The sequence below is a fragment of the Pseudomonas sp. N2-3-1-14 genome (assembly GCF_041228395.1).
In the GTDB taxonomy this organism is placed as follows: Bacteria; Pseudomonadota; Gammaproteobacteria; order Pseudomonadales; family Pseudomonadaceae; genus Aquipseudomonas.
Window position 1 is genome coordinate 3,260,659 of record NZ_CP166199.1, and the last position, 19,091, is coordinate 3,279,749.

Annotated in this window: 24 protein-coding genes; 18 read left to right on the plus strand and 6 right to left on the minus strand. The window is 60.6% G+C overall.

The annotated features are described in order from the left end of the window. Positions 1-144 precede the first annotated feature (144 nt). Positions 145-495, minus strand: coding sequence for a hypothetical protein (locus tag AB5I78_RS14930; protein ID WP_106579154.1), 351 nt, complete (start codon positions 493-495; stop codon positions 145-147). A 212-nt stretch (positions 496-707) separates the two neighbouring features. Between AB5I78_RS14930 and AB5I78_RS14935 the strand changes: the two genes are divergently transcribed. From AB5I78_RS14935 to ada, 4 genes are all read left to right on the plus strand, one after another. Further along, positions 708-1,010, plus strand: coding sequence for a DUF1883 domain-containing protein (locus tag AB5I78_RS14935; protein WP_003173824.1), 303 nt, complete (start codon positions 708-710; stop codon positions 1,008-1,010). A 25-nt stretch (positions 1,011-1,035) separates the two neighbouring features. Beyond that, on the plus strand, positions 1,036-1,203 hold the full coding sequence (locus tag AB5I78_RS14940) for a hypothetical protein (protein WP_369302907.1): 168 nt from the start codon (positions 1,036-1,038) through the stop codon (positions 1,201-1,203). A 3-nt stretch (positions 1,204-1,206) separates the two neighbouring features. Further along, positions 1,207-1,872, plus strand: coding sequence for a DNA oxidative demethylase AlkB (gene alkB / locus AB5I78_RS14945; RefSeq protein WP_369302908.1), 666 nt, complete (start codon positions 1,207-1,209; stop codon positions 1,870-1,872). 75 nt (positions 1,873-1,947) lie between these two features. Then, positions 1,948-2,991: a bifunctional DNA-binding transcriptional regulator/O6-methylguanine-DNA methyltransferase Ada gene (gene ada, locus AB5I78_RS14950; RefSeq protein ID WP_369302909.1), complete on the plus strand. Its 1,044-nt coding sequence runs from the start codon at positions 1,948-1,950 to the stop codon at positions 2,989-2,991. A 144-nt stretch (positions 2,992-3,135) separates the two neighbouring features. Here the strand turns inward: ada and AB5I78_RS14955 are convergent, their stop codons facing one another. Continuing rightward, positions 3,136-3,726, minus strand: a complete 591-nt coding sequence (locus AB5I78_RS14955) for an ABATE domain-containing protein (protein ID WP_369302910.1) — start codon at positions 3,724-3,726, stop codon at positions 3,136-3,138. 173 nt (positions 3,727-3,899) lie between these two features. Here AB5I78_RS14955 and AB5I78_RS14960 point away from each other — a divergent pair, with 173 nt between their 5' ends. The 8 genes from AB5I78_RS14960 to AB5I78_RS14995 all read left to right on the plus strand — a co-directional run bounded on the left by AB5I78_RS14960 (position 3,900) and on the right by AB5I78_RS14995 (position 12,262). Further along, positions 3,900-4,778, plus strand: coding sequence for an alpha/beta fold hydrolase (locus AB5I78_RS14960; RefSeq protein WP_369302911.1), 879 nt, complete (start codon positions 3,900-3,902; stop codon positions 4,776-4,778). A 109-nt stretch (positions 4,779-4,887) separates the two neighbouring features. Then, positions 4,888-5,952 carry an NAD(P)H-dependent flavin oxidoreductase gene (locus AB5I78_RS14965; RefSeq protein WP_369302912.1) on the plus strand — a complete coding sequence of 355 codons (1,065 nt, stop codon included), beginning with the start codon at positions 4,888-4,890 and terminating at the stop codon, positions 5,950-5,952. Positions 5,953-6,065: 113 nt separating this feature from the next. Beyond that, positions 6,066-6,839 carry a molybdate ABC transporter substrate-binding protein gene (gene modA / locus AB5I78_RS14970; protein ID WP_369302913.1) on the plus strand — a complete coding sequence of 258 codons (774 nt, stop codon included), beginning with the start codon at positions 6,066-6,068 and terminating at the stop codon, positions 6,837-6,839. A gap of 1 nt (position 6,840) precedes the next feature. Further along, positions 6,841-7,521, plus strand: coding sequence for a molybdate ABC transporter permease subunit (gene modB / locus AB5I78_RS14975; protein WP_369302914.1), 681 nt, complete (start codon positions 6,841-6,843; stop codon positions 7,519-7,521). A gap of 5 nt (positions 7,522-7,526) precedes the next feature. Next, positions 7,527-8,606 (plus strand): molybdenum ABC transporter ATP-binding protein, encoded by a 1,080-nt coding sequence (gene modC, locus AB5I78_RS14980; protein ID WP_369302915.1) that lies wholly within the window; start codon positions 7,527-7,529, stop codon positions 8,604-8,606. A 73-nt stretch (positions 8,607-8,679) separates the two neighbouring features. After that, entirely contained in the window at positions 8,680-9,729 is a 1,050-nt protein-coding gene (locus tag AB5I78_RS14985; protein WP_145160905.1) for a DNA topoisomerase IB, read from the plus strand. A 124-nt stretch (positions 9,730-9,853) separates the two neighbouring features. Next, positions 9,854-11,488, plus strand: a complete 1,635-nt coding sequence (locus AB5I78_RS14990) for an ABC-F family ATP-binding cassette domain-containing protein (RefSeq protein WP_369302916.1) — start codon at positions 9,854-9,856, stop codon at positions 11,486-11,488. Positions 11,489-11,557: 69 nt separating this feature from the next. Next, positions 11,558-12,262 carry a YoaK family protein gene (locus AB5I78_RS14995; RefSeq protein ID WP_369302917.1) on the plus strand — a complete coding sequence of 235 codons (705 nt, stop codon included), beginning with the start codon at positions 11,558-11,560 and terminating at the stop codon, positions 12,260-12,262. Positions 12,263-12,404: 142 nt separating this feature from the next. On the opposite strand, the gene AB5I78_RS15000 is transcribed toward AB5I78_RS14995, so the two are convergent. Next, positions 12,405-12,758 carry a lipoprotein gene (locus tag AB5I78_RS15000; RefSeq protein WP_145160910.1) on the minus strand — a complete coding sequence of 118 codons (354 nt, stop codon included), beginning with the start codon at positions 12,756-12,758 and terminating at the stop codon, positions 12,405-12,407. A gap of 110 nt (positions 12,759-12,868) precedes the next feature. On the opposite strand from AB5I78_RS15000, the gene AB5I78_RS15005 reads away from it, so the two are divergent. Beyond that, positions 12,869-13,126: a hypothetical protein gene (locus AB5I78_RS15005; RefSeq protein ID WP_145160912.1), complete on the plus strand. Its 258-nt coding sequence runs from the start codon at positions 12,869-12,871 to the stop codon at positions 13,124-13,126. A 140-nt stretch (positions 13,127-13,266) separates the two neighbouring features. On the opposite strand, the gene AB5I78_RS15010 is transcribed toward AB5I78_RS15005, so the two are convergent. The 3 genes from AB5I78_RS15010 to AB5I78_RS15020 form a co-directional block, all read right to left on the minus strand. Beyond that, entirely contained in the window at positions 13,267-13,578 is a 312-nt protein-coding gene (locus tag AB5I78_RS15010) for an AzlD domain-containing protein (RefSeq protein ID WP_145160914.1), read from the minus strand. Further along, positions 13,575-14,270: an AzlC family ABC transporter permease gene (locus AB5I78_RS15015; RefSeq protein WP_369302918.1), complete on the minus strand. Its 696-nt coding sequence runs from the start codon at positions 14,268-14,270 to the stop codon at positions 13,575-13,577. Before AB5I78_RS15015 ends, AB5I78_RS15010 begins: the two co-directional genes overlap by 4 nt. A gap of 70 nt (positions 14,271-14,340) precedes the next feature. Further along, entirely contained in the window at positions 14,341-14,556 is a 216-nt protein-coding gene (locus AB5I78_RS15020) for a hypothetical protein (RefSeq protein WP_043205333.1), read from the minus strand. Positions 14,557-14,734: 178 nt separating this feature from the next. Between AB5I78_RS15020 and AB5I78_RS15025 the strand changes: the two genes are divergently transcribed. The 5 genes from AB5I78_RS15025 to AB5I78_RS15045 all read left to right on the plus strand — a co-directional run bounded on the left by AB5I78_RS15025 (position 14,735) and on the right by AB5I78_RS15045 (position 18,884). Further along, the gene (locus AB5I78_RS15025; protein ID WP_262209678.1) at positions 14,735-15,091 is read left to right on the plus strand and encodes a metalloregulator ArsR/SmtB family transcription factor; all 357 of its coding nucleotides are present in this window, start codon (positions 14,735-14,737) and stop codon (positions 15,089-15,091) included. Positions 15,092-15,110: 19 nt separating this feature from the next. Beyond that, on the plus strand, positions 15,111-16,394 hold the full coding sequence (locus AB5I78_RS15030; RefSeq protein ID WP_145160920.1) for an arsenic transporter: 1,284 nt from the start codon (positions 15,111-15,113) through the stop codon (positions 16,392-16,394). Between the two features lie 389 nt (positions 16,395-16,783). Then, positions 16,784-17,575 (plus strand): AraC family transcriptional regulator, encoded by a 792-nt coding sequence (locus tag AB5I78_RS15035; RefSeq protein ID WP_369302919.1) that lies wholly within the window; start codon positions 16,784-16,786, stop codon positions 17,573-17,575. Between the two features lie 71 nt (positions 17,576-17,646). Then, complete coding sequence (locus AB5I78_RS15040; RefSeq protein WP_369302920.1) at positions 17,647-18,258, plus strand: LysE family transporter; 612 nt, start codon at positions 17,647-17,649, stop codon at positions 18,256-18,258. A gap of 317 nt (positions 18,259-18,575) precedes the next feature. Next, positions 18,576-18,884, plus strand: coding sequence for a hypothetical protein (locus AB5I78_RS15045; RefSeq protein ID WP_369302921.1), 309 nt, complete (start codon positions 18,576-18,578; stop codon positions 18,882-18,884). Positions 18,885-19,091: the final 207 nt, after the last annotated feature.

Genomic DNA, 19,091 nt, shown 5'->3' on the forward strand with positions numbered 1-19,091 from the left:
GCTAGATCACAAGCGCATAAGCTTATAAATGGTAGGGAACTGGACCTCTCGCGACAACACCCAAACGCACGGCAAAAAAAAGCCTGACACTGCACTGCAGTGTCAGGCTTTCTTATCGGATTCAAGCGCCAATGAGCCTGGGGCTCAGCCGGAGATGCAATCCTCTGCGGCTTTCTTCACATCACCAGGTCGAATGGGCACGTTCGACATGCTTTCATAAAGTTTGATGCTGCTGCCGCTGGAGCGTTCTTCAATCTCGAAGATCGCCGACGGATCAGCCGAGAATTTCTGCGGCACAATCACCTGTACACCGTCCTTGTGCGGTTCGATCTGCGGCGGTCTGCGGGTGGCGGCGAGCTTGCGCACGACACACGCGGCATATTCCGGCGGTTTTTTACCTGAAATAACCACCAATGTTGGCGGGGTCTGCTTGATATCTGCAACCGAAGCACACCCACCTAAGGCCAGGGCCAGAACCAACACACTCCACTTCATACTTAAACCTCCGATAAAGATCCTACGACAGCGTAGAGAGTAGATTTCTCCCGCCAATGTAGGATTTATCTCTAAAAACTCGGGAAATAACTGTTTTAAATTGTCGAAGTCGTCGACGACGATCCGATAATAAACGCGCTGGGGCTGATAAACTCTATCTTAACCTACGTATCATTCTGATTTTTCAGAAAAAGCCCTTCTGGAGACACCCCATGAAATTCATCCACCAGCGCGAGCACCTCAACGAGGGCGACATCGTTGTCATCGAATGCTCACAAACGTGCAACATTCGCCTGATGAGCGACGCCAATTTTCGCAGCTTCAAGAACGGTGGCCGCCACACTTATCACGGCGGCGCGTTCGACAAATTTCCGGCAAAAATCACCGCACCCAGCACCGGTTTCTGGAACATCACCCTGGATGTAGTGACACGCCGCGCCATCAGCGTCACGCGTAAGCCAGCGCTGTCTCACAAGATTCGCATCGTTCGCCGCACCAGTACCAAACTGAGCTGACCCGAACACTCGACAGGAAAACACTGTGACTACCACAACCAAATACGTCATCAAGTACAAACTCAACGGCGAACGTCGCTTTGAGTTCGCGCAATTGCACACCAACAGTGTCGAAGAAGCCCAGCAGGCGCTGGCGAAAATCCACGATGTCAGTGACGAAATCACCGACATCACCGTGAGCAAGGCGCTGTAAGCGATGTCCGGCCCTACGGCGGATCTGTTCGCCGACGATGCGCTGCAACAACCGGCCGGGCGCGAGCAGATCGGCGAAGAGTCTTACGTGCTGAGGGGCTATGCCCTGCCCTGGATTGATCGCTTGCTACCTGAACTGCGGCGCGTATTGGCTCAATCACCGTTCCGGCAGATGGTCACACCCGGCGGATTTACCATGTCGGCGGCCCTGAGCAGTTGCGGCGCACTGGGCTGGACCACCGACAGCTCCGGCTATCGATACAGCCCGGTTGATCCGCGCAGCCGGCAACCCTGGCCGGCGATGCCGGACGCTTTGCGCGAGCTCGCCAAGCTGGCGGCCACAGAAGCCGGCTTCAATGACTTTTCCCCGGATGCCTGCCTGATCAACCGTTATGTGCCCGGGGCTAAAATGTCCCTGCACCAGGATAAAAACGAACGTTGCTATAGCGCCCCAGTGGTTTCCGTGTCCCTCGGGCTGCCCGCCATTTTCCTGTTCGGCGGGCATGAGCGTGGTAACCGCACGCAGAAAATCTCGTTGTTTCACGGCGATGTCGTGGTCTGGGGTGGCGTCGATCGTTTACGTTTTCATGGGGTGATGCCGATCAAGGAAGGCGTGCATCCGGTGATGGGCCCGCAACGAATCAACCTGACGTTTCGCACGGCCGGTTGATTTGACCGCAAGCTTCGGAGTGTCGAGCGCAACCTGCGCGGTTAATCTGCCCGTGACCCGTCAAGAGTGCAGGCCATGAACAACCAACAAGACCCTCGCTGGGCCGCCATCGTCGCCCGCGACGCCAAGGCTGACGCGCTGTTTGTCTACGGCGTAAAAACCACCGGCGTTTATTGCCGCCCCAGCAGCGCCTCGCGCTTGCCACGGCCGGAGAACGTCGAATTTTTTGACAGCCCCGCGCAGGCCGAAGCGGCGGGTTATAGGCCGAGTAAACGCGCCGCGGGCGACCAGACCCAATTGGCCGCGCACCACGCTCAGATAGTCGCCGACACGTGCCGGCATATAGAACAGGCCGAAACGCCGCCCAGCCTGGACGCACTTGCGCGCCTGGCCGGGTTGAGTTCGTTCCATTTCCATCGCGTCTTCAAAGCCATCACCGGCCTGACGCCCAAGGGCTACGCCAGCGCCCTTCGCTCGCGCAAAGTGCGTGTTGGCCTCAAGGGCGAGCATTCCGTGACGGACGCGGTGTACGACGCAGGCTTTAACTCAAACAGCCGCTTTTATGAGTCCGCCGATCAGTTACTCGGCATGAAACCCAGCGATTACAAGGCCGGTGGCACTAACAGCGAGATCCATTTTGCCGTGGGCCAATGCTCGCTGGGGGCCATTCTGGTGGCGCAGAGCCAACGGGGCGTGTGTGCGATTTTGCTGGGGGACGATCCGGACACGCTGGTGCGCGACCTGCAGGATCAATTTCCCAAGGCCGAGTTGGTGGGTGCGGATCGGCATTTCGAACAATTGATCGCCCAGGTCGTGGGGTTTGTAGAAGCACCGGCGTTGGGCCTGGATTTGCCCCTGGACTTGCGCGGGACCGCCTTTCAGGAGCGCGTGTGGCGGGCACTGCGCGACATTCCGGTGGGCAGCACGGCCAGCTACGCGCAGATCGCCCAGCGCATCGGCGCGCCCACATCCTTTCGTGCGGTGGCCCAGGCCTGTGGCGCCAATCACCTGGCTGTGGCGATCCCCTGCCATCGCGTCGTACGCAGCAATGGCGAGCTCTCCGGGTACCGTTGGGGGGTTGAGCGCAAGCGGCAGTTGCTGGAGCGAGAAAGTCAGTAAAGACTCAGCGCACAAATCAGCGCCACACCGGTCCATTTTTTTACGCTGCAGGCTAGGCCTCATCCGCATTACGTGTGCGCAGGTTGAGCCCGGCCACCCGAAATTGCTGGCACCGCCCTCTTCTTTTAAAGCGTCAGTGTGCGCTTACAAGGCCTTGCGTTTACGGAACTGCGCAACCTTATGCCGGTTGCCACACAGCGCCATGCTGCACCAACGGCGCTTGTGCGCTTTGGTCCGGTCATAAAACCACAGGACACATTCCGGATGCTCGCAGCGGCGAATCAAGCTGAAATCGCCGGCCACCAATAACTGAGCCGCCGCTTCGGCAATCGGCGACAAAAACTGCTCCGCAGTCTGTTGCTTGCGCTGGCGCTCCAGTTGAGGCTGCCCGAACGCAGGCCAGACCAACTGCGGATAGCTGACCGCCTTGCGTAAAAAACTGTTGAGCGCCGCAGGGTTGCCCGTCTCACCGCTCTTGCGCGCGGCCACCAGTTCACGGATCACCTCGCGCAGTTGGCGTGCAGCCCCCAGCAAAGCACCTTCTTCGAACGTGGGAATGCTCGCTTGCGCTACCCACTCCAGGCGCACGAGCCAATGCGCAACGTCGGCGTCGGTGTGCCAAAAATCCACTGGCTGGCCGTCGACATTCGCCAGGGTATTGAGCATGTCCAGCACCGGCTCGTCGGCCAGTACATAGGGTTGTGATGGTGGGGCATGGGGCGTAAGGGTGGCCATGGCTTGTCCTCTTGAGCACCGCGCAATCGTAACCGCTATTTTTGGATCTGGATAGTTACACTCCCAAAAACAGATAACCTCAATAACTGGTTTGACAGGTTACATATTTGGGCGCAGCCTCTAAATAAGTAACCCGTATTACCGACCAATCCAGTTACAAAGGTGTCCTCATCATGTCTATCGCAACCCCCGTCGTTCGCTACCACCACGTTGATGTCGATGGTGTGCGCATGTTCTACCGTGAAGCCGGCGATCCTTCGGCTCCGGTCATGTTGCTGCTGCACGGGTTCCCCAGCTCGTCGCATATGTACCGCAACCTCATCCCGCTGCTCGCCACGCGCTTTCGAGTCATCGCGCCCGATTTGCCAGGGTTCGGCTTCACCGAGGTGCCCGTCGAGCGCGATTACCAGTACAGCTTCGATAACCTGGCGATCAGCATCGGGCATTTCGTCGATGCGCTGAAACTGAGCCGCTACGCCCTGTACGTTTTCGATTACGGTGCACCCGTGGGCCTGCGCCTGGCGGTGGCGCATCCAGAACGGGTCAGCGCGCTGGTCTCGCAAAACGGCAACGCGTATCTGGAAGGGCTGGGCGATGCCTGGGCGCCGATTCGCGCCTACTGGGCCGACGCGAGCGCAGCCAATCGCGAGGTGATCCGCAACGCGGTCATCAGCCTGGAAGGCACGCGCTACCAGTACTTGCATGGAGTGAGTCAGCCGGAGTTGGTCGCACCGGAGTCCTACATGCTGGACGTGCTGTTGATGCAACGCCCGGGCAACGACGAAATCCAGCTGGACCTGTTTCTCGACTACCGCAATAACCTCACGCTGTACCCGGCGTTCCAGGCATTTTTCAAAGCCAGCCAGGTGCCGACGCTGGTGATCTGGGGTCAGAACGATCCGTTTTTTATCCCGCCTGGCGCCCATGCCTACAAGGGCGACAACGCCAACGCGGTGGTTGAACTGCTGGACACCGGCCACTTCGCCCTGGAAACCCATGCGGCCCATATTGCCGGGCGTATTCACGCGGTGCTGGGGCATGCCATCGACTGATGGCGCTGCACGAAACCCTGCTCTCGTCCAGTGAATAATACGCACTGGCCGGGTGCCAATGGCCCTGTTAAAACAGCGCAAAGTCCTACTCACGCTGGAGACGCATCCCATGAGCACCTGGCCAGACGCGCGAATCATCGACCTGCTGGGCATTCAACTGCCCATCATCCAGGCCCCCATGGCCGGTGCCACGACCACCGCCATGGTGATTGCCGCCAATCAAGCGGGTGCGCTGGGCTCGATGCCCGCCGCAGCGCTGACCATCGAGCAACTGCGCGAAGCCTTGAGCACGATCCGCCAGGCAAGTACGCGCCCCATCAACGTGAATTTCTTCTGCCATCAACCGCCCGACGCCGATGAGGCCGGCGACCGTCGCTGGAAGGACTTGTTGCAACCCTACTACCGCGAACTGGGCGCCGATTTTGATGCACCAACACCCGTTTCCAACCGCGCGCCCTTTAACGAGGCCGCCTGCCAGGTGGTCGAGGCGTTCCGCCCCGAGGTGGTAAGTTTTCACTTTGGCCTGCCGGAAAAAACCTTGCTCGACCGGGTAAAAGCCACCGGCGCCAAAGTGCTGTCATCCGCCACCACCGTGGAAGAAGCGGTCTGGCTGGAACAGCATGGCTGCGACGCAATTATTGCGATGGGGATTGAGGCCGGCGGGCATCGTGGCTTGTTTCTCAGCGACGATCTCAATACCCAGATCGGCTTGATGGCGCTGGTACCGCAGATCGTCGACGCCGTCAGCGTGCCCGTGATTGCGGCCGGCGGTATTGCTGATGCGCGCGGCATCGTCGCGGCCTTTGCTCTGGGCGCATCAGCCGTACAAATCGGCACCGCCTACCTGTTTACGCCCGAAGCCAACGTCAGCGCCTCCCACGCCGCTGCGCTGCGTCGTGCCCAGGCCAGCGAAACCGCGCTGACCAACCTGTTCACCGGCCGCCCGGCGCGAGGCATCGTCAACCGCGTGATGCGTGAACTGGGCGCGATCAATCCGGCGGCGCCTGCCTTCCCCACGTCCGGTGGTGCCCTGATGCCGCTCAAGGCCAAGGACGAGGCGGGTTTCAGCAACCTGTGGTCGGGCCAGGCACTGCGCCTGTGCAAAGATGCATCCACTTATGACCTGACTCGCGAGCTGGCCGCGCAGGCGCTGGCAAAGCTCAAGCAGAACTGACGTCAGGGGCAACTTTGCGCTGTACCGGCGATGGCCAACCGCTATATATTCCCCTACATAGCGGTAAAGCCTTCTATCTATAACGAGCCGTACACCCTCAAAGGAGCTGCTTCATGATGATCCGCGCCTCACGCCTGGCCCCCACAGCCCTCGCCACCCTGATCGCCGCCTTTGCCCTGGGCTCGGCGCAGGCCGACGAAGTGCAGGTGGCCGTGGCCGCCAACTTCACCGCGCCGATCCAGGCAATCGCCGCCGACTTCGAGAAAGACACCGGCCACAAACTGATTGCGGCCTATGGCGCCACCGGCCAGTTCTATACGCAGATCAAGAACGGCGCGCCGTTCGAAGTGTTCCTCAGCGCAGACGACACCACCCCCAAAAAGCTCGATGACGAAGGCGCTACCGTCAAAGGTTCGCGCTTTACCTACGCGGTCGGCACCCTGGCGCTGTGGTCGGCCAAGCCAGGCTACGTCGATGCCAAAGGCGAGGTGCTGAAGAACAACCAGTACCAGCATTTGTCCATCGCCGACCCCAAAACTGCACCTTACGGCCTCGCCGCCACCCAAGTGCTGGCCAAGGAAGGTCTGAGCGAGCAGGTCGCAGACAAGCTGGTCACCGGGCAGAACATCACCCAAGCCTTCCAGTTCGTCTCCACCGGCAACGCTGAGCTGGGCTTCGTCGCCCTGTCGCAGATCTACAAGGACGGCAAAGTCACCCGCGGTTCGGCGTGGATTGTGCCCGCCTCGTTGCACGATCCGATCAAGCAAGACGCGGTGATCCTCACCAAAGGCAAGGACAGTGCCGCAGCCAAAGCCCTGGTCGACTACCTCAAAGGCCCGAAAGCCGCTGCGGTGATCAAGTCCTACGGTTACGAGCTGGGCCAGTAAAATGCCGCTGTCGAGTGCCGATTTTTCCGCGATCTGGTTGACCCTCAAACTGGCGTCACTGGCCACCGTGATCCTGCTGGTCATCGGCACTCCGATTGCCCTGTGGCTGTCGCGCACCCGTTCCTGGTGGCGCGGCCCCATCGGCGCAATCGTCGCCCTGCCGTTGGTATTGCCGCCGACGGTCATCGGGTTTTACCTGCTGTTGACCATGGGCCCCAATGGCTATTTCGGCCAATTCACCCAATGGCTGGGCCTGGGCACCCTGACCTTCAGCTTTACCGGGCTGGTACTGGGTTCGGTGATCTACTCCATGCCGTTTGTGGTGCAGCCGTTGCAAAATGCCTTCGGCGCCATCGGTACTCGCCCCCTGGAAGTGGCCGCGACCTTGCGCGCCAATCCGTGGGACACCTTTTTCACGGTGATCCTGCCCCTGGCCCGCCCGGGGTTTATCACCGCGTCGATTCTCGGCTTTGCGCACACCGTCGGTGAGTTCGGCGTGGTGCTGATGATCGGCGGCAATATCCCCAACAAAACCCGCGTGGTCTCGGTGCAGATCTACGACCACGTCGAAGCCATGGAATACGCCCAGGCGCACTGGCTGGCCGGCTCCATGGTGGTGTTCGCCTTCCTCGTATTGCTGGCGCTTTACTCCAGCCGTAAAACCAAGATGGCCTGGAGCTGATCGCGATGATTGAGGTACGCCTGCAACTGAATTACCCAGGCTTTGCGCTGAAGGTGGACTTGAAATTGCCCGGCCGTGGCGTCACCGCTTTGTACGGGCATTCCGGCTCGGGCAAGACCACCTGCCTGCGCTGTATCGCCGGGCTGGAGCGTGCCGAAGACGGCTTTGTGCAGGTCAACGATCAAGTCTGGCAAGACAACCGCAACGGGCTGTTTGTGCCGCCGCACAAACGCGCATTGGGCTATGTGTTTCAGGAGGCGAGCCTGTTTCCCCACCTGTCGGTGCGGGCCAACCTGGAATTCGGCTTCAAGCGTATTGCTCGTCAGCAGCGGCGCGTGGACATGGCTCACGCCACCGAACTGCTGGGCATTGCCCATTTGCTCGACCGCCACCCGCAGCATTTGTCCGGGGGTGAACGCCAACGCATCGGCATCGCCCGCGCGCTGCTCACCAGTCCCCAATTGCTGTTGATGGATGAACCCCTGGCGGCGCTGGACAGCAAACGCAAAAGTGAAATTTTGCCGTACCTCGAACGCCTGCACGACGAGCTCGATATCCCCGTGCTGTACGTCAGCCATGCCCAGGACGAAGTAGCGCGGCTGGCCGATCACATCGTGTTACTCAGTGACGGCCAGGCGCTGACCAGCGGCCCCATCGGTGAAACCCTGGCGCGGCTCGATTTGCCCATGGCCCTGGGTGACGATGCCGGCGTAGTGATCAATGGCAGCGTCAGTGCCTACGACGCGCACTATCACCTGCTGACCCTGCAATTGCCCGACAGTGCGTTATCGATGCGCGTTGCCCATGCGCCGTTGGCGCTGGGCAAACAGCTGCGCATCAAAGTGCAGGCACGGGATGTCAGCCTCAGCCTGCAGGCGCAGGAACCCAGCAGTATCCTCAATCGCTTGCCGGTGACGGTGACCGGGGAGATCTGTGCCGACAACAACGCCCATGTGCTGGTGCGCCTCGACGCCGGCGGCACGCCCTTGCTGGCGCGCATCACGCGGTTTTCCCGCGACCAGTTGCAGCTGCATCCCGGCCAGGCGCTGTGGGCGCAAATCAAGGCGGTAGCGGTGCTGGCTTAAGAATTTGGCACGAGCGCAAAAACCTGCGGTCAATCAGACATACCGGCCTGATTACTGCCAAGGAATTTGCACCATGCCCGACTCCGCGTTGCTTGCCGACCTGCCCCGCGACCTGCATTACGTTGACGACACCCAACCGGGTATCCGCCGCAAGAAGCTGCGCGGCAAGTTTCAGTATTTCGACGTCAACGGTGAGCGCATCACCGATGCCGACGAAATCAAACGCCTGAACTCATTGGCTGTGCCACCCGCCTACACCGACGTGTGGATCTGCGCCGACCCGCGCGGCCATTTGCAAGCCACCGGCCGCGATGCCCGTGGCCGCAAGCAATACCGCTACCACCCGCGTTGGCGTGAGGTGCGCGACACCGACAAATATTCGCGCCTGCAACAGTTCGGCAATGCACTGCCGAAACTGCGCGCGCAACTGGAAGCACAAATCGCCGCGCCCGGTTTCACCCGCGAAAAAGTCCTGGCCACCGTGGTGATGCTGCTCGATGCCACGCTGATTCGCGTGGGCAACACCCAGTACGCGCGGGACAACAAATCCTACGGCCTGACCACGCTGCGCACCCGCCATGTCGACATCAAGGGCAGCGAGATACTGTTCCAGTTTCGTGGCAAGAGTGGCGTCGAGCATCAGGTCAGCGTCAAGGACCGGCGCCTGGCCACGGTGGTCAAGCGTTGCCTGGAATTGCCGGGGCAAAACCTGTTTCAGTACCTGGATGAGGACGGTGAACGGCATACCGTCAGCTCCCATGACGTCAACGCCTACCTGCACAGCCTCACCGGCGCCGACTTCACTGCCAAGGACTACCGCACCTGGGCCGGCACTGCCCTGGCCTTGGCCGTATTGCGCGAACTGGAGTGGCAACCGGAATCGGATGCCAAGCGGCATGTGGTCGCCATGGTCAAGGACGTTGCCAAGCAACTGGGCAATACCCCGGCGGTGTGCCGCAAGTGCTATATCCACCCCGCCGTGCTGGAGCATTTCAGCCTGGGCGAATTGTCCAAGCTGCCCAAGCCCCGAGTGCGCAAGGGCCTGAAAGCCGAAGAAGTTGCGCTGGCAATGTTCCTTGAGCAATTGGCCGCGGACTTGCCGAAAAACGCCAAGGTGGGTTAGCCTTTGCGCCTCTTCTGACTCACGGGATGCACGCCGACGTGAACAACTAAGCCTTCCAAAATGTACCTGCAACGAGCCGCTTGGCGCGCTTGTTGGCCTGTCCGACATTTTTTTGGAGGTGCTGATGACTGACGTCAAACGGCCGCCCGTACTCGTTTCATTGCAACACATGTCCTTGCAGTTCGCCGATGGCGAAACCCTGCTGAACAACCTCAACCTGTCGATTGATCACGCGCCCACCGGGATTGTCGGGCGTAATGGCCGGGGCAAAAGCCTGCTCGCCAAGCTGCTTGCCGGGCTGCTGGCGCCCACTGGCGGCACGTTGAAAAGCTCGGCCAGCGTGGCATATGTGCCGCAGGCGCTGGCCGTCCAACCGGGCGAAACCGTCGCCGACATCACCGGCACCGCCCAGGTGTTGGCCGCCCTTGAGCGGCTGGCCCGCGGTGAGGCGCGCGCGGATGATCTCGCGCTGATCGATGATCGTTGGGACCTTGCCGAACGCCTGCGCACCGCGCTGGGTGCAGCCGGGTTGCAGCAACTCGACGCTGCCACGCCAGCCGATCAACTCAGTGGCGGCCAACTGGCCAGGGTTGCAGTGATCGGCGCGCTTTTGGCCACGCCGCAGTTGCTGATTCTCGATGAGCCAACCAACCACCTCGACAGCGCCGGCCGTGACTGGCTGTTGCGCACGCTGGCAGCCTGGCCCGGCGGCCTGGTGGTGGTCAGCCATGACCGGCAACTGCTCAATGCGATGGCGCGCATCATCGAGCTGTCGCCGCTTGGCGCGCAGGTGTATGGCGGCAACTACGATGCCTATCGCTTGCAACGCGACAGCGAACAGCACGCGGCCATGGCCGCCCTGGAACACGCCCGCCTGGCGCGCAGCCGCGAACGCAAACGTCTGCAGAAGGACCATGACAACCTGCAGCGCAACGCCGCCCGCGCACGTAAACACGCAGAAACCGCCAACGTCACCGGGTTTACCAAAGCCCGCTGGAAAGGCGCCGCCAAGGAAATCGTCAGCAGCGTACGCAGCGCGCATCACGCGTATAAACACGAGCTCGATGCGCAGGTACGCCAAGCCCATGAGCGTGTGGAGGATCACTCGCCCACGCTGTTGGCCCTGCCCGGTTCAGTAGTGCCCAATGGCCGACAGGTTTTGAGCGCGGAAAACGCTCAACTGCCCTGGCTTGATCCGCACCACACCTGCAGCTACGTCACGCTCAACCTGGCGGGCCCGGTGCGAATGGCCGTGCGCGGGCCGAACGGTTGCGGCAAATCCACGTTGCTCAAGGTGCTTGCGGGCCAATGGCCGGTGGTCAGTGGCGAATGCGCCGTGCATGTGGCCAGTGCCTATCTCGACCAGCACCTGACGCTGCTGGATGGCAACCGTAGCATTGTCGAACAGCTCAACCTGCTCGACACCCCACTGGCCGAAGCCGAGCTGCGCACGCGTTTGGCGTTGCTGCAACTGGATGCCCTGCGGGTGACTCAACCCACCCGCCAGTTGAGCGGCGGCGAACGCCTGAAGGCCGCGATGGCGATTGCCTTGTGGCGCGAGGTACCGGCACAACTGCTGTTGCTGGACGAGCCGACTAACCACCTGGACCTTGAATCCGTGCTGGCCTTTGAACAGGCGTTGCAGGGTTTTGCCGGGGCGATGGTGGTGGTCTCCCATGACGAGACGTTTGTGCAGGCCGTCAGGCCGACGCATTTTTTGACCTGGCAGCGTCAGGGCTGGCGGCTGGAGTGTGTCTGAGGTCATTGCGCGCGCAACCAAAGCGTCCTACGGTAGTGGCCGAATAATCTCACCGAGGAACCTGGGGCCATGCTGCCTTCATCGCGCAAACCCTACGCCAACGCCGCACTCGCCCACCGTCAACGCTGGCGCGGGCGGGTTGGCTTGATGCTGGTGGCCAGCCTTTCCGTGCTGGCCGGCATGACCGATGCGATAGGCTTTATGGCCAGCGGCGATTTTGTTTCGTTCATGAGCGGTAACACCACGCGCCTGGCCGTGGCGATCAGCGCAGGCGACTTGGGCCTTACCGGGCGCCTGTTGTTGCTGGTCGCAACCTTTGTCGTCGGCAACGCCCTGGGCGTGGTAATCAGCCGCCTCAGCCGCCGGCACGCGCTGCCCTTGCTGCTGTGCATTGCGGCCTTGCTGTGCGGCGCCGCCGTGTGGCCCTTCGACGACACCTTGCCCGCGCTGCTGGCAACGATTGTGGCGATGGGTATGCTCAATGCCGCAGTGGAAGAGGTAAACGGTTTGCCGGTGGGCCTGACTTATGTGACGGGCGCCCTCTCGCGCTTCGGGCGCGGGCTGGGCCGCTGGGTGCTGGGAGAACGGCGCAATGGCTGGAGGGTGCAACTGATTCCGTGGGCCGGCATGTTCGTGGGCGCGGTGATCGGCGCGGTGCTGGAGCACCAGCTCGGCCTGAAGGCGCTGCTGGTCAGTGGCGCGTTCGCCGCGTTGCTGGGCGTAGTGTCGCTGAAGATTCCGCGGCGCTGGCACTTGGGTTACATGCCACGCTAAGAGAAAAGAGGCCCGCTCGACGTTGCGGCCTCGACGTCCGTGTACTGGTAAAGAGCCATCACGTCGAGCGAGCGGGGGAATGATAAGCCAATGTCCGTCGGCTGTCCCGCCGGGCTTTTCCGAATATCACTTAGGCAAAGGATTACAGGCAGGTCGCGAGCGCGGCCAGTCGGCGCTTGGCGGGCATCGTGTCGGCGACGGCAAAGTAATTGACGGTAGAGCCTGCGCCGGCGCTGCGCACGTCGACAAAATAATCGCCGCCGGTGGTGTAGACGGTAAAACCGCCTGCTTCGATCGGCTCCTTGAAGCCTCCGGCGTCAACGCCAAATACCGCCTCGTCCTGCCAGCCGAACTGAATGCATTGGGCAACCACCAACGGCGTCTTGTCCGAAGCCAGCGTTTTGTACGGCACGCCGGTGCGCGCATTGTTCATTTTCGAGCCCGCGCAACCGGACAGTACTGCCAGTGCCAATGCGCCAATTACCAGCTTTCGCATGCCATCGCCTCCTTGGAAAAAAACGCGACTCTACCATTAGCAGGCGACACTCAAGGATTATTACGTCACGCTGTCGCCTACTTGTGCCCCCGCTTGCCCCTGGAAACCCGATGACGCCCAACGCCGAACGCTATAACCCTTCCACTGACTACGCCGACAAGCTGATCAGCCGCATCGGCCAGACGCCGACGTGGATTGCCAAGCGCATCGGCGTCACCGACAAGCGCATCCGCTACATCCTCGATGGCGAACGCACGGTAAAGGGTGAAAGCACGCCGATCCAGATGACCTACACCGAGCAGTTCGCCCTGGAATGCCTGGCGGCGGAGGCAAAAGCCAAGAAGCCGCCTAAACCTGCGGCCGGATGAATTTAGTTTCACTGTGAAGGGTGCTCGCGCTGCCTATAGTTGGCAGGCTCATTTTTAAGAAGTCTCACTTCTGCCCGCCCTCCCGCGGGCTTTTTTTTGCCTGGGTGTTGGTGGATGACCTCCAGCAACTTACCCGCGCATCAAAACCACCAACGAAACAAATAAAACAGCCCCATGCTCAGCAGCACCGTGATCAACACGCTGCGCGTCCAGAACATCAACGCCACCGCGCAGATCCCCGCCAGCAGGTAAGGATTGGCCGGACTCACGTTGAGCTTATGCTCGGCGAGAAAAATGATCGGCCCGCAAATCGCCGTCAGCATTCCCGGCACGGCAAACCCGAGAAACTCGCGCGCGCCGCGATTGAGGCGCACCGGCAGACGCGGCTCGATGAACAAGTAGCGGTTGAGAAACACCACCAGGCCCATGGCCACAATCATGATGTAGATCATCGCTGCCCTACTCCCAGCCGCTTGCAGGCAAACCCTGCGCCCATCCCCAGCACACCCGAGACCACCACCGCCGACTCCCAGTGCAAGTAACTCAGCCATACCGAACACAACAGCGAGACCGCCACGCAGACCACTGTGGGCACATCGCGCACCACCGGCGTAATCAAGGCGATAAAGGTTGCGGCAATGGAAAATTCCAGTCCCAGTTGATCAAGCCCCGGAATGCTCTTGCCGAGCACGATGCCCGCCAGGGTGAAGAGGTTCCAGATGACGTAGAACGTCAGGCCGACGCCCAGCGCATACCAGCGATTGAAGGTTTGACGGTCATAGTGGTTGACCAGCGCGAAAAACTCGTCCGTCAGCAAAAAGCCCAGGCTCATGCGCCAGCGCACATTGAGCGACGAGAGCGTCGGGCGCATGTGCATGCCGTAAAGCAAATGCTGGGATGTGAGCAGCAAGGTGGTCAGCACAATCGAGATCAGGCTGGCACCGCTCTTGACCATGCCGATCGCCACCAGCTGCGCGGCACCGGCGAACACAATGGCGGACAAACCCTGAGCTTGCAGCGGAGTAAATTGCGCATCAATCGCCATCGAGCCGGCCAACAAACCCCAGGGCGCACAGGCCAGAGACAGTGGAATAACGGCAAGGGCGCCGCGACCGAAGGCGAAATGAGGTAAGGCTGTAGGCATGGAGACGGCTCATCGACAGACAGTCGACAAGCATGCCAGCGTGTACGGGGCGTGTCTTGAACGATCGTGCTCAGGCGAGCCTGACCGAGACCTGCTCCACCGAGTCACGCGCTTCGCGCAACTCATGGGCATCCTGGTTGAGCCGGTGAATGGTGTTGAGCAGGCGCTGGCGCAGCACTTCATCGCCGAGTTTTTCGACGGCGCGCATCAGGTCAAACGCCGCGGTTTCGTTATTGTCCGCGACAGAATCGAGGGTTTTGCGCAGGTTGCGAGTGGCACGGGTCACGCGAGTTCTTCCTTCATCAGCAATGGGCAGGCACTTTAGGACATTCGTGTTTCATTTTAATTTCAGACACTTGTGGCTGATTGTCGGGCATTTGATCCACGTCAACGGAATTCAGGATTTGACCTACATATATGGAAAACCATATATTCTCAACGCTATCCATACCAAGACCTCGATCATGTCCGCCCCCCTCTCTCCGCCCGAGCTGTTCAAATGCCTGGCCGATGCCACGCGCGTACGGTTGATGTTATTGATCCTGCGCGAGGGCGAACTTTGCGTGTGCGAACTGATCCATGCTCTGTGCGACAGTCAACCCAAGATCTCCCGCCACCTGGCGCAACTGCGCAGTGGTGGGCTTTTGCTGGATCGTCGCCAGGGTCAATGGATCTACTACCGCATCAATCCGGCACTGCCCGACTGGGTCACCCAAGTGCTGGACACCACCTTGCAAGCTAACCAGCCATGGTTGCAAAACGACGCGCAGCGTCTTGATGCAATGGGCAACAGACCACAACGGGCCGGCACCTGCTGCTGAGCCATCGGAGCGTTTATTCATGCTTGTCGCAATTGCGATTTTTATCTTCACCATCGTTCTGGTCATCTGGCAGCCCAAAGGCCTTGGGGTCGGCTGGAGCGCAACCATGGGCGCGATTCTGGCCCTGGCGTGCGGAGTCATCAGCCTGTCTGACATCCCGGTGGTGTGGCACATCATCTGGAACGCCACTGGCACCTTTGTCGCGCTGATTATCATCAGCCTGTTGCTCGATGAAGCCGGGTTCTTTGCCTGGACCGCGTTGCACGTAGCACGCTGGGGTCGTGGGCGTGGCCGGCGCCTGTTTGCCTATATGGTGCTGCTCGGCGCCTTGGTGTCGGCATTGTTTGCCAACGACGGCGCGGCGCTGATCCTCACACCGATTGTGATGTCGATGCTGCTGGCGTTGCGCTTTTCCCCGGCGGCCACCCTGGCCTTCGTGATGGGCGCCGGGTTTATCGCCGACACGGCGAGCTTGCCGTTGGTGGTGTCGAACCTGGTGAACATCGTCTCGGCGGATTATTTCAAGATCGGCTTCAACGAATACGCAGCGGTCATGGTGCCGGTCAACTTCGTCAGCGTTGCTGCGACGCTGGCGGTGCTGCTGTGGTTTTTCCGCCGCGATATTCCGCAGGCCTACGACCCCGCCGACCTTGATGACCCGGCCAGCGCCGTCCACGACCGTGCGACCTTTCGTGCCGGGTGGTGGGTACTCGGGATTTTGTTGGTCGGCTGTTTCGCCCTGGAGCCGCTGGGCATTCCGATCAGTGCGATCTCCGCCGTGTGCGCCGTTTTGTTGCTGGTGATCGCCGCCAAAGGCCACAAGATTTCCACGCGCAAAGTGCTGAAGGACGCCCCGTGGCAGATCGTGGTGTTTTCCCTGGGCATGTACCTGGTGGTCTACGGCTTGCGTAACGCGGGTTTGACCACCTACCTGGCAACCTGGCTCGACACCTTCGCCACCTACGGCGTGTGGGGCGCGGCGATGGGCACCGGGGTGCTGACGGCGCTGCTGTCGTCGGCGATGAACAACCTGCCTACTGTGTTGATCGGCGCGCTGTCCATCGAATCCAGCCATGCCGTGGGCGTGGTCAAGGACGCGATGATCTACGCCAACGTGATCGGCAGCGACCTGGGCCCGAAAATCACTCCCATCGGCAGCCTGGCCACGCTGCTGTGGCTGCATATTCTTGCGCGCAAAGGCATCAGCATCACGTGGGGCTACTACTTCAAGGTCGGAATTGTGCTGACGTTGCCGGTGCTGTTGATCACCCTGGCGGCGCTCGCCTTGCGCCTGAGTCTGTGAATACGTGTGCGGTGAACCGACTCTGGATGAGCTGGGCAACCGATGTCAGCATCCAGCATTACAAAAAAGGTAATCGCGACCTTGATCGTCCCGGCGTCATTGTCGTCGCCAGCAACCCTGACTACCTGGGCAGTTACCGATATCGATAGTGATGACGAGCGTATTTATAAAAAACACGCGTCCTCGTTTGCATCAATGAAATATTTAAAACCCTGAACCTCTTTTTGGAAGGTGCAGAGCTTACTGAACAGTCATCCTGCCCAGTAAGCTCGCCCCCAAATAGCGACCGGCTCACAGTGCGTATCCTTAAGCGCACGTTGCAGCCAGTGGTCGATCTGAACACCCTCGTCAGCGTATGCTCACGGCTGATTTTCTATCGAGCCGACCCTATGAGCGCCATGCAACATGCCTGGCTGGGCAACTACGAAGTCACCCATACACGCTGCACGGGCCTGACCTTTGCCCGCCATAGCCATGATGAATGCGTGATCGGCGTAAACCTGGTCGGCGAGGAAAGCGTTTGGCTCGACCGCCGCGAGTTCCAGGCCGGGCCCGGCAGCATCACGCTGTACAACCCCGGGCAGATTCAAGGCGGCGGCGCGGCCGATGGCGCACCCTGGCATTTTGTCAGCCTGTACGTCGCGGCCGACGCGTTGGCGGCTGACCTGGGGCTGGCCCAGGTGGAATTTGATCGCTCGCTCTGCTTGCAGCCCGACCTGGCACAGCGCCTGGCTGCGGCGGTCAAAGGTGCCTTGAACAACGCCCCATTGCTCCGCGAGATTAACGAAGACGCCTTGGTTTTGCTGCTGGGTGAAGTGGTGGGTGCCAGCGGCGTGCGCCTGCCCGGCGCTGCCACGGGCGGCAAAGGCATGATCCGCCGCGCCCAGGAGCTGCTCGCCGAGCAACTGAGCCAAGCGCTGCCGCTGGACCAGTTGGGCGATGAGCTGGGCTTGTCCAAATTCCATCTGTTGCGCACCTTCCAGAAAGAAACCGGGCTGAGCCCCAGGCAGTGGGCGATGCAATTGCGTACGTGTCGTGCCAAGGGACTCTTGCGCCGCGGCGCCTCGGCCAGCGACGTCGCGCATGAGCTGGGGTTTGCTGACCAAAGCCATCTCAACCGGCACTTTCGCGCCGCCTATGGCATTACCCCAGGCCGCTATCAAAGCCTGTTGAAACGCTGAAAGCGCAATCTGGTTCAAGACACCTGCGCCACACAGCCGCACACTGCGCGCCTCTGTTGAAGGAAAGCGGCATGGTCACGATCTTTTTTTACGCGCTGGTATTCGGTTTTGTGTTTTGCCTCTCACCCGGCGCGGTGCTGGCAGAAACCTTGCGCCGTGGCTTGCTCCATGGGTTCACCGCTGCCTTGCTGGTACAGATCGGTTCGCTGGTGGGCGACGCCGCCTGGGCGGTGATCGGCCTCACCGGCATCGCCCTGCTGATTGAGCATGAAGCCGTGCGCGTTCCGCTGACGATTGTGTGCGCGGTGTACCTGGCCTGGCTCGGTGTGCGCAGCCTGATCGACGCCTGGCACCTGCCCGCGGCGGACAGCGGGCCGGTCCGCTCCGGACAGAATGCGCTGGCAGTGGGCGCGGCCATTTCCCTGGCTAACCCGAAGAACATTGTGTACTGGGGCGCGTTGGGCAGCGCCTTGTCCGGGATCGTCGGCGCCACGCCCAGCCCTGGGCAAACCCTGATGTTTTTTGCAGGTTTCATGCTGGCGTCGGTGCTGTCGTGTTTTCTGATTGCGGCGCTGGTCAATCTGTTACGCAAAAACGCCTCGCCGCTGTGGCAGCGCGTCAGTTACGGCGCGTGTGGTTTAGTGTTGATCTATCTGGCAGTTCTGGCTGCACAGGGCGTATGAAGTTATATATCCCATAACTAACCGTGCCCCTTGTCTGAATAAACTCTGAACGCGGACTGATTTAATTAATCATGCGTTGACATTTTGTAACCGTCTGAGTAGATTGCCCGTGCCCGCAACTGGGGCCTTTTTTAAACCTCACAAAAGAAGCCAATGGACACAGTATCTAGTCGCTGTCCGAGCACCGCTTTAGCGGGCATCGGGCGCCAAACCCAGAATATGACAGGACTCGCCTTCCAGGTCCGGTAAGCTGCGCTAGAGCTTGATGCTCCACCGTAACTGCCTCACCGGTCGCCCGTCCGGTCCCGAGGTGTGTTATGACCTTCCAACTCATTGCTTTGCCCGATGTACGTACGCTGGCCGCCGCCCTGCGCGCCAAGCTGTGCCGCGAGCCCGCAGGCTTTTCGCCTACCCGGGCCACGTTTGCTGCACCCTCCCCTCAATCCAGTAAAGACCAAGCGCGTCCGGCCCCGGTGTTGGCGCACTGGCACCTGTGCCCTGCCAGCGGCCAACTGCTGCAGCACTGGGACCATGCCGACCCTCAAGACCCGCAGAGACCCCAGGTTTCCATGCTGGCTCAAGCGCGCCTGATGTTCGGACTTTACCTGAGCACTCGCAGCGCTTAACCGGGCTGGAAACAGCAACTTTCTAATTGATGTTCTGGAGTTCTTTATGAACACGTCCAGTAGTAGCCCGCTGCGCGTTAGTTAACTAACGCGCGTGTGGCGGGCGCTGTAGAAGTTATGTGAACACCTTATTTAAACCGATCGCGAAGTTTGCGGCTCGGCATGCTTTCGCTCGCCTGTCTTCAGGTAAGTACCGGGTATGTTTTG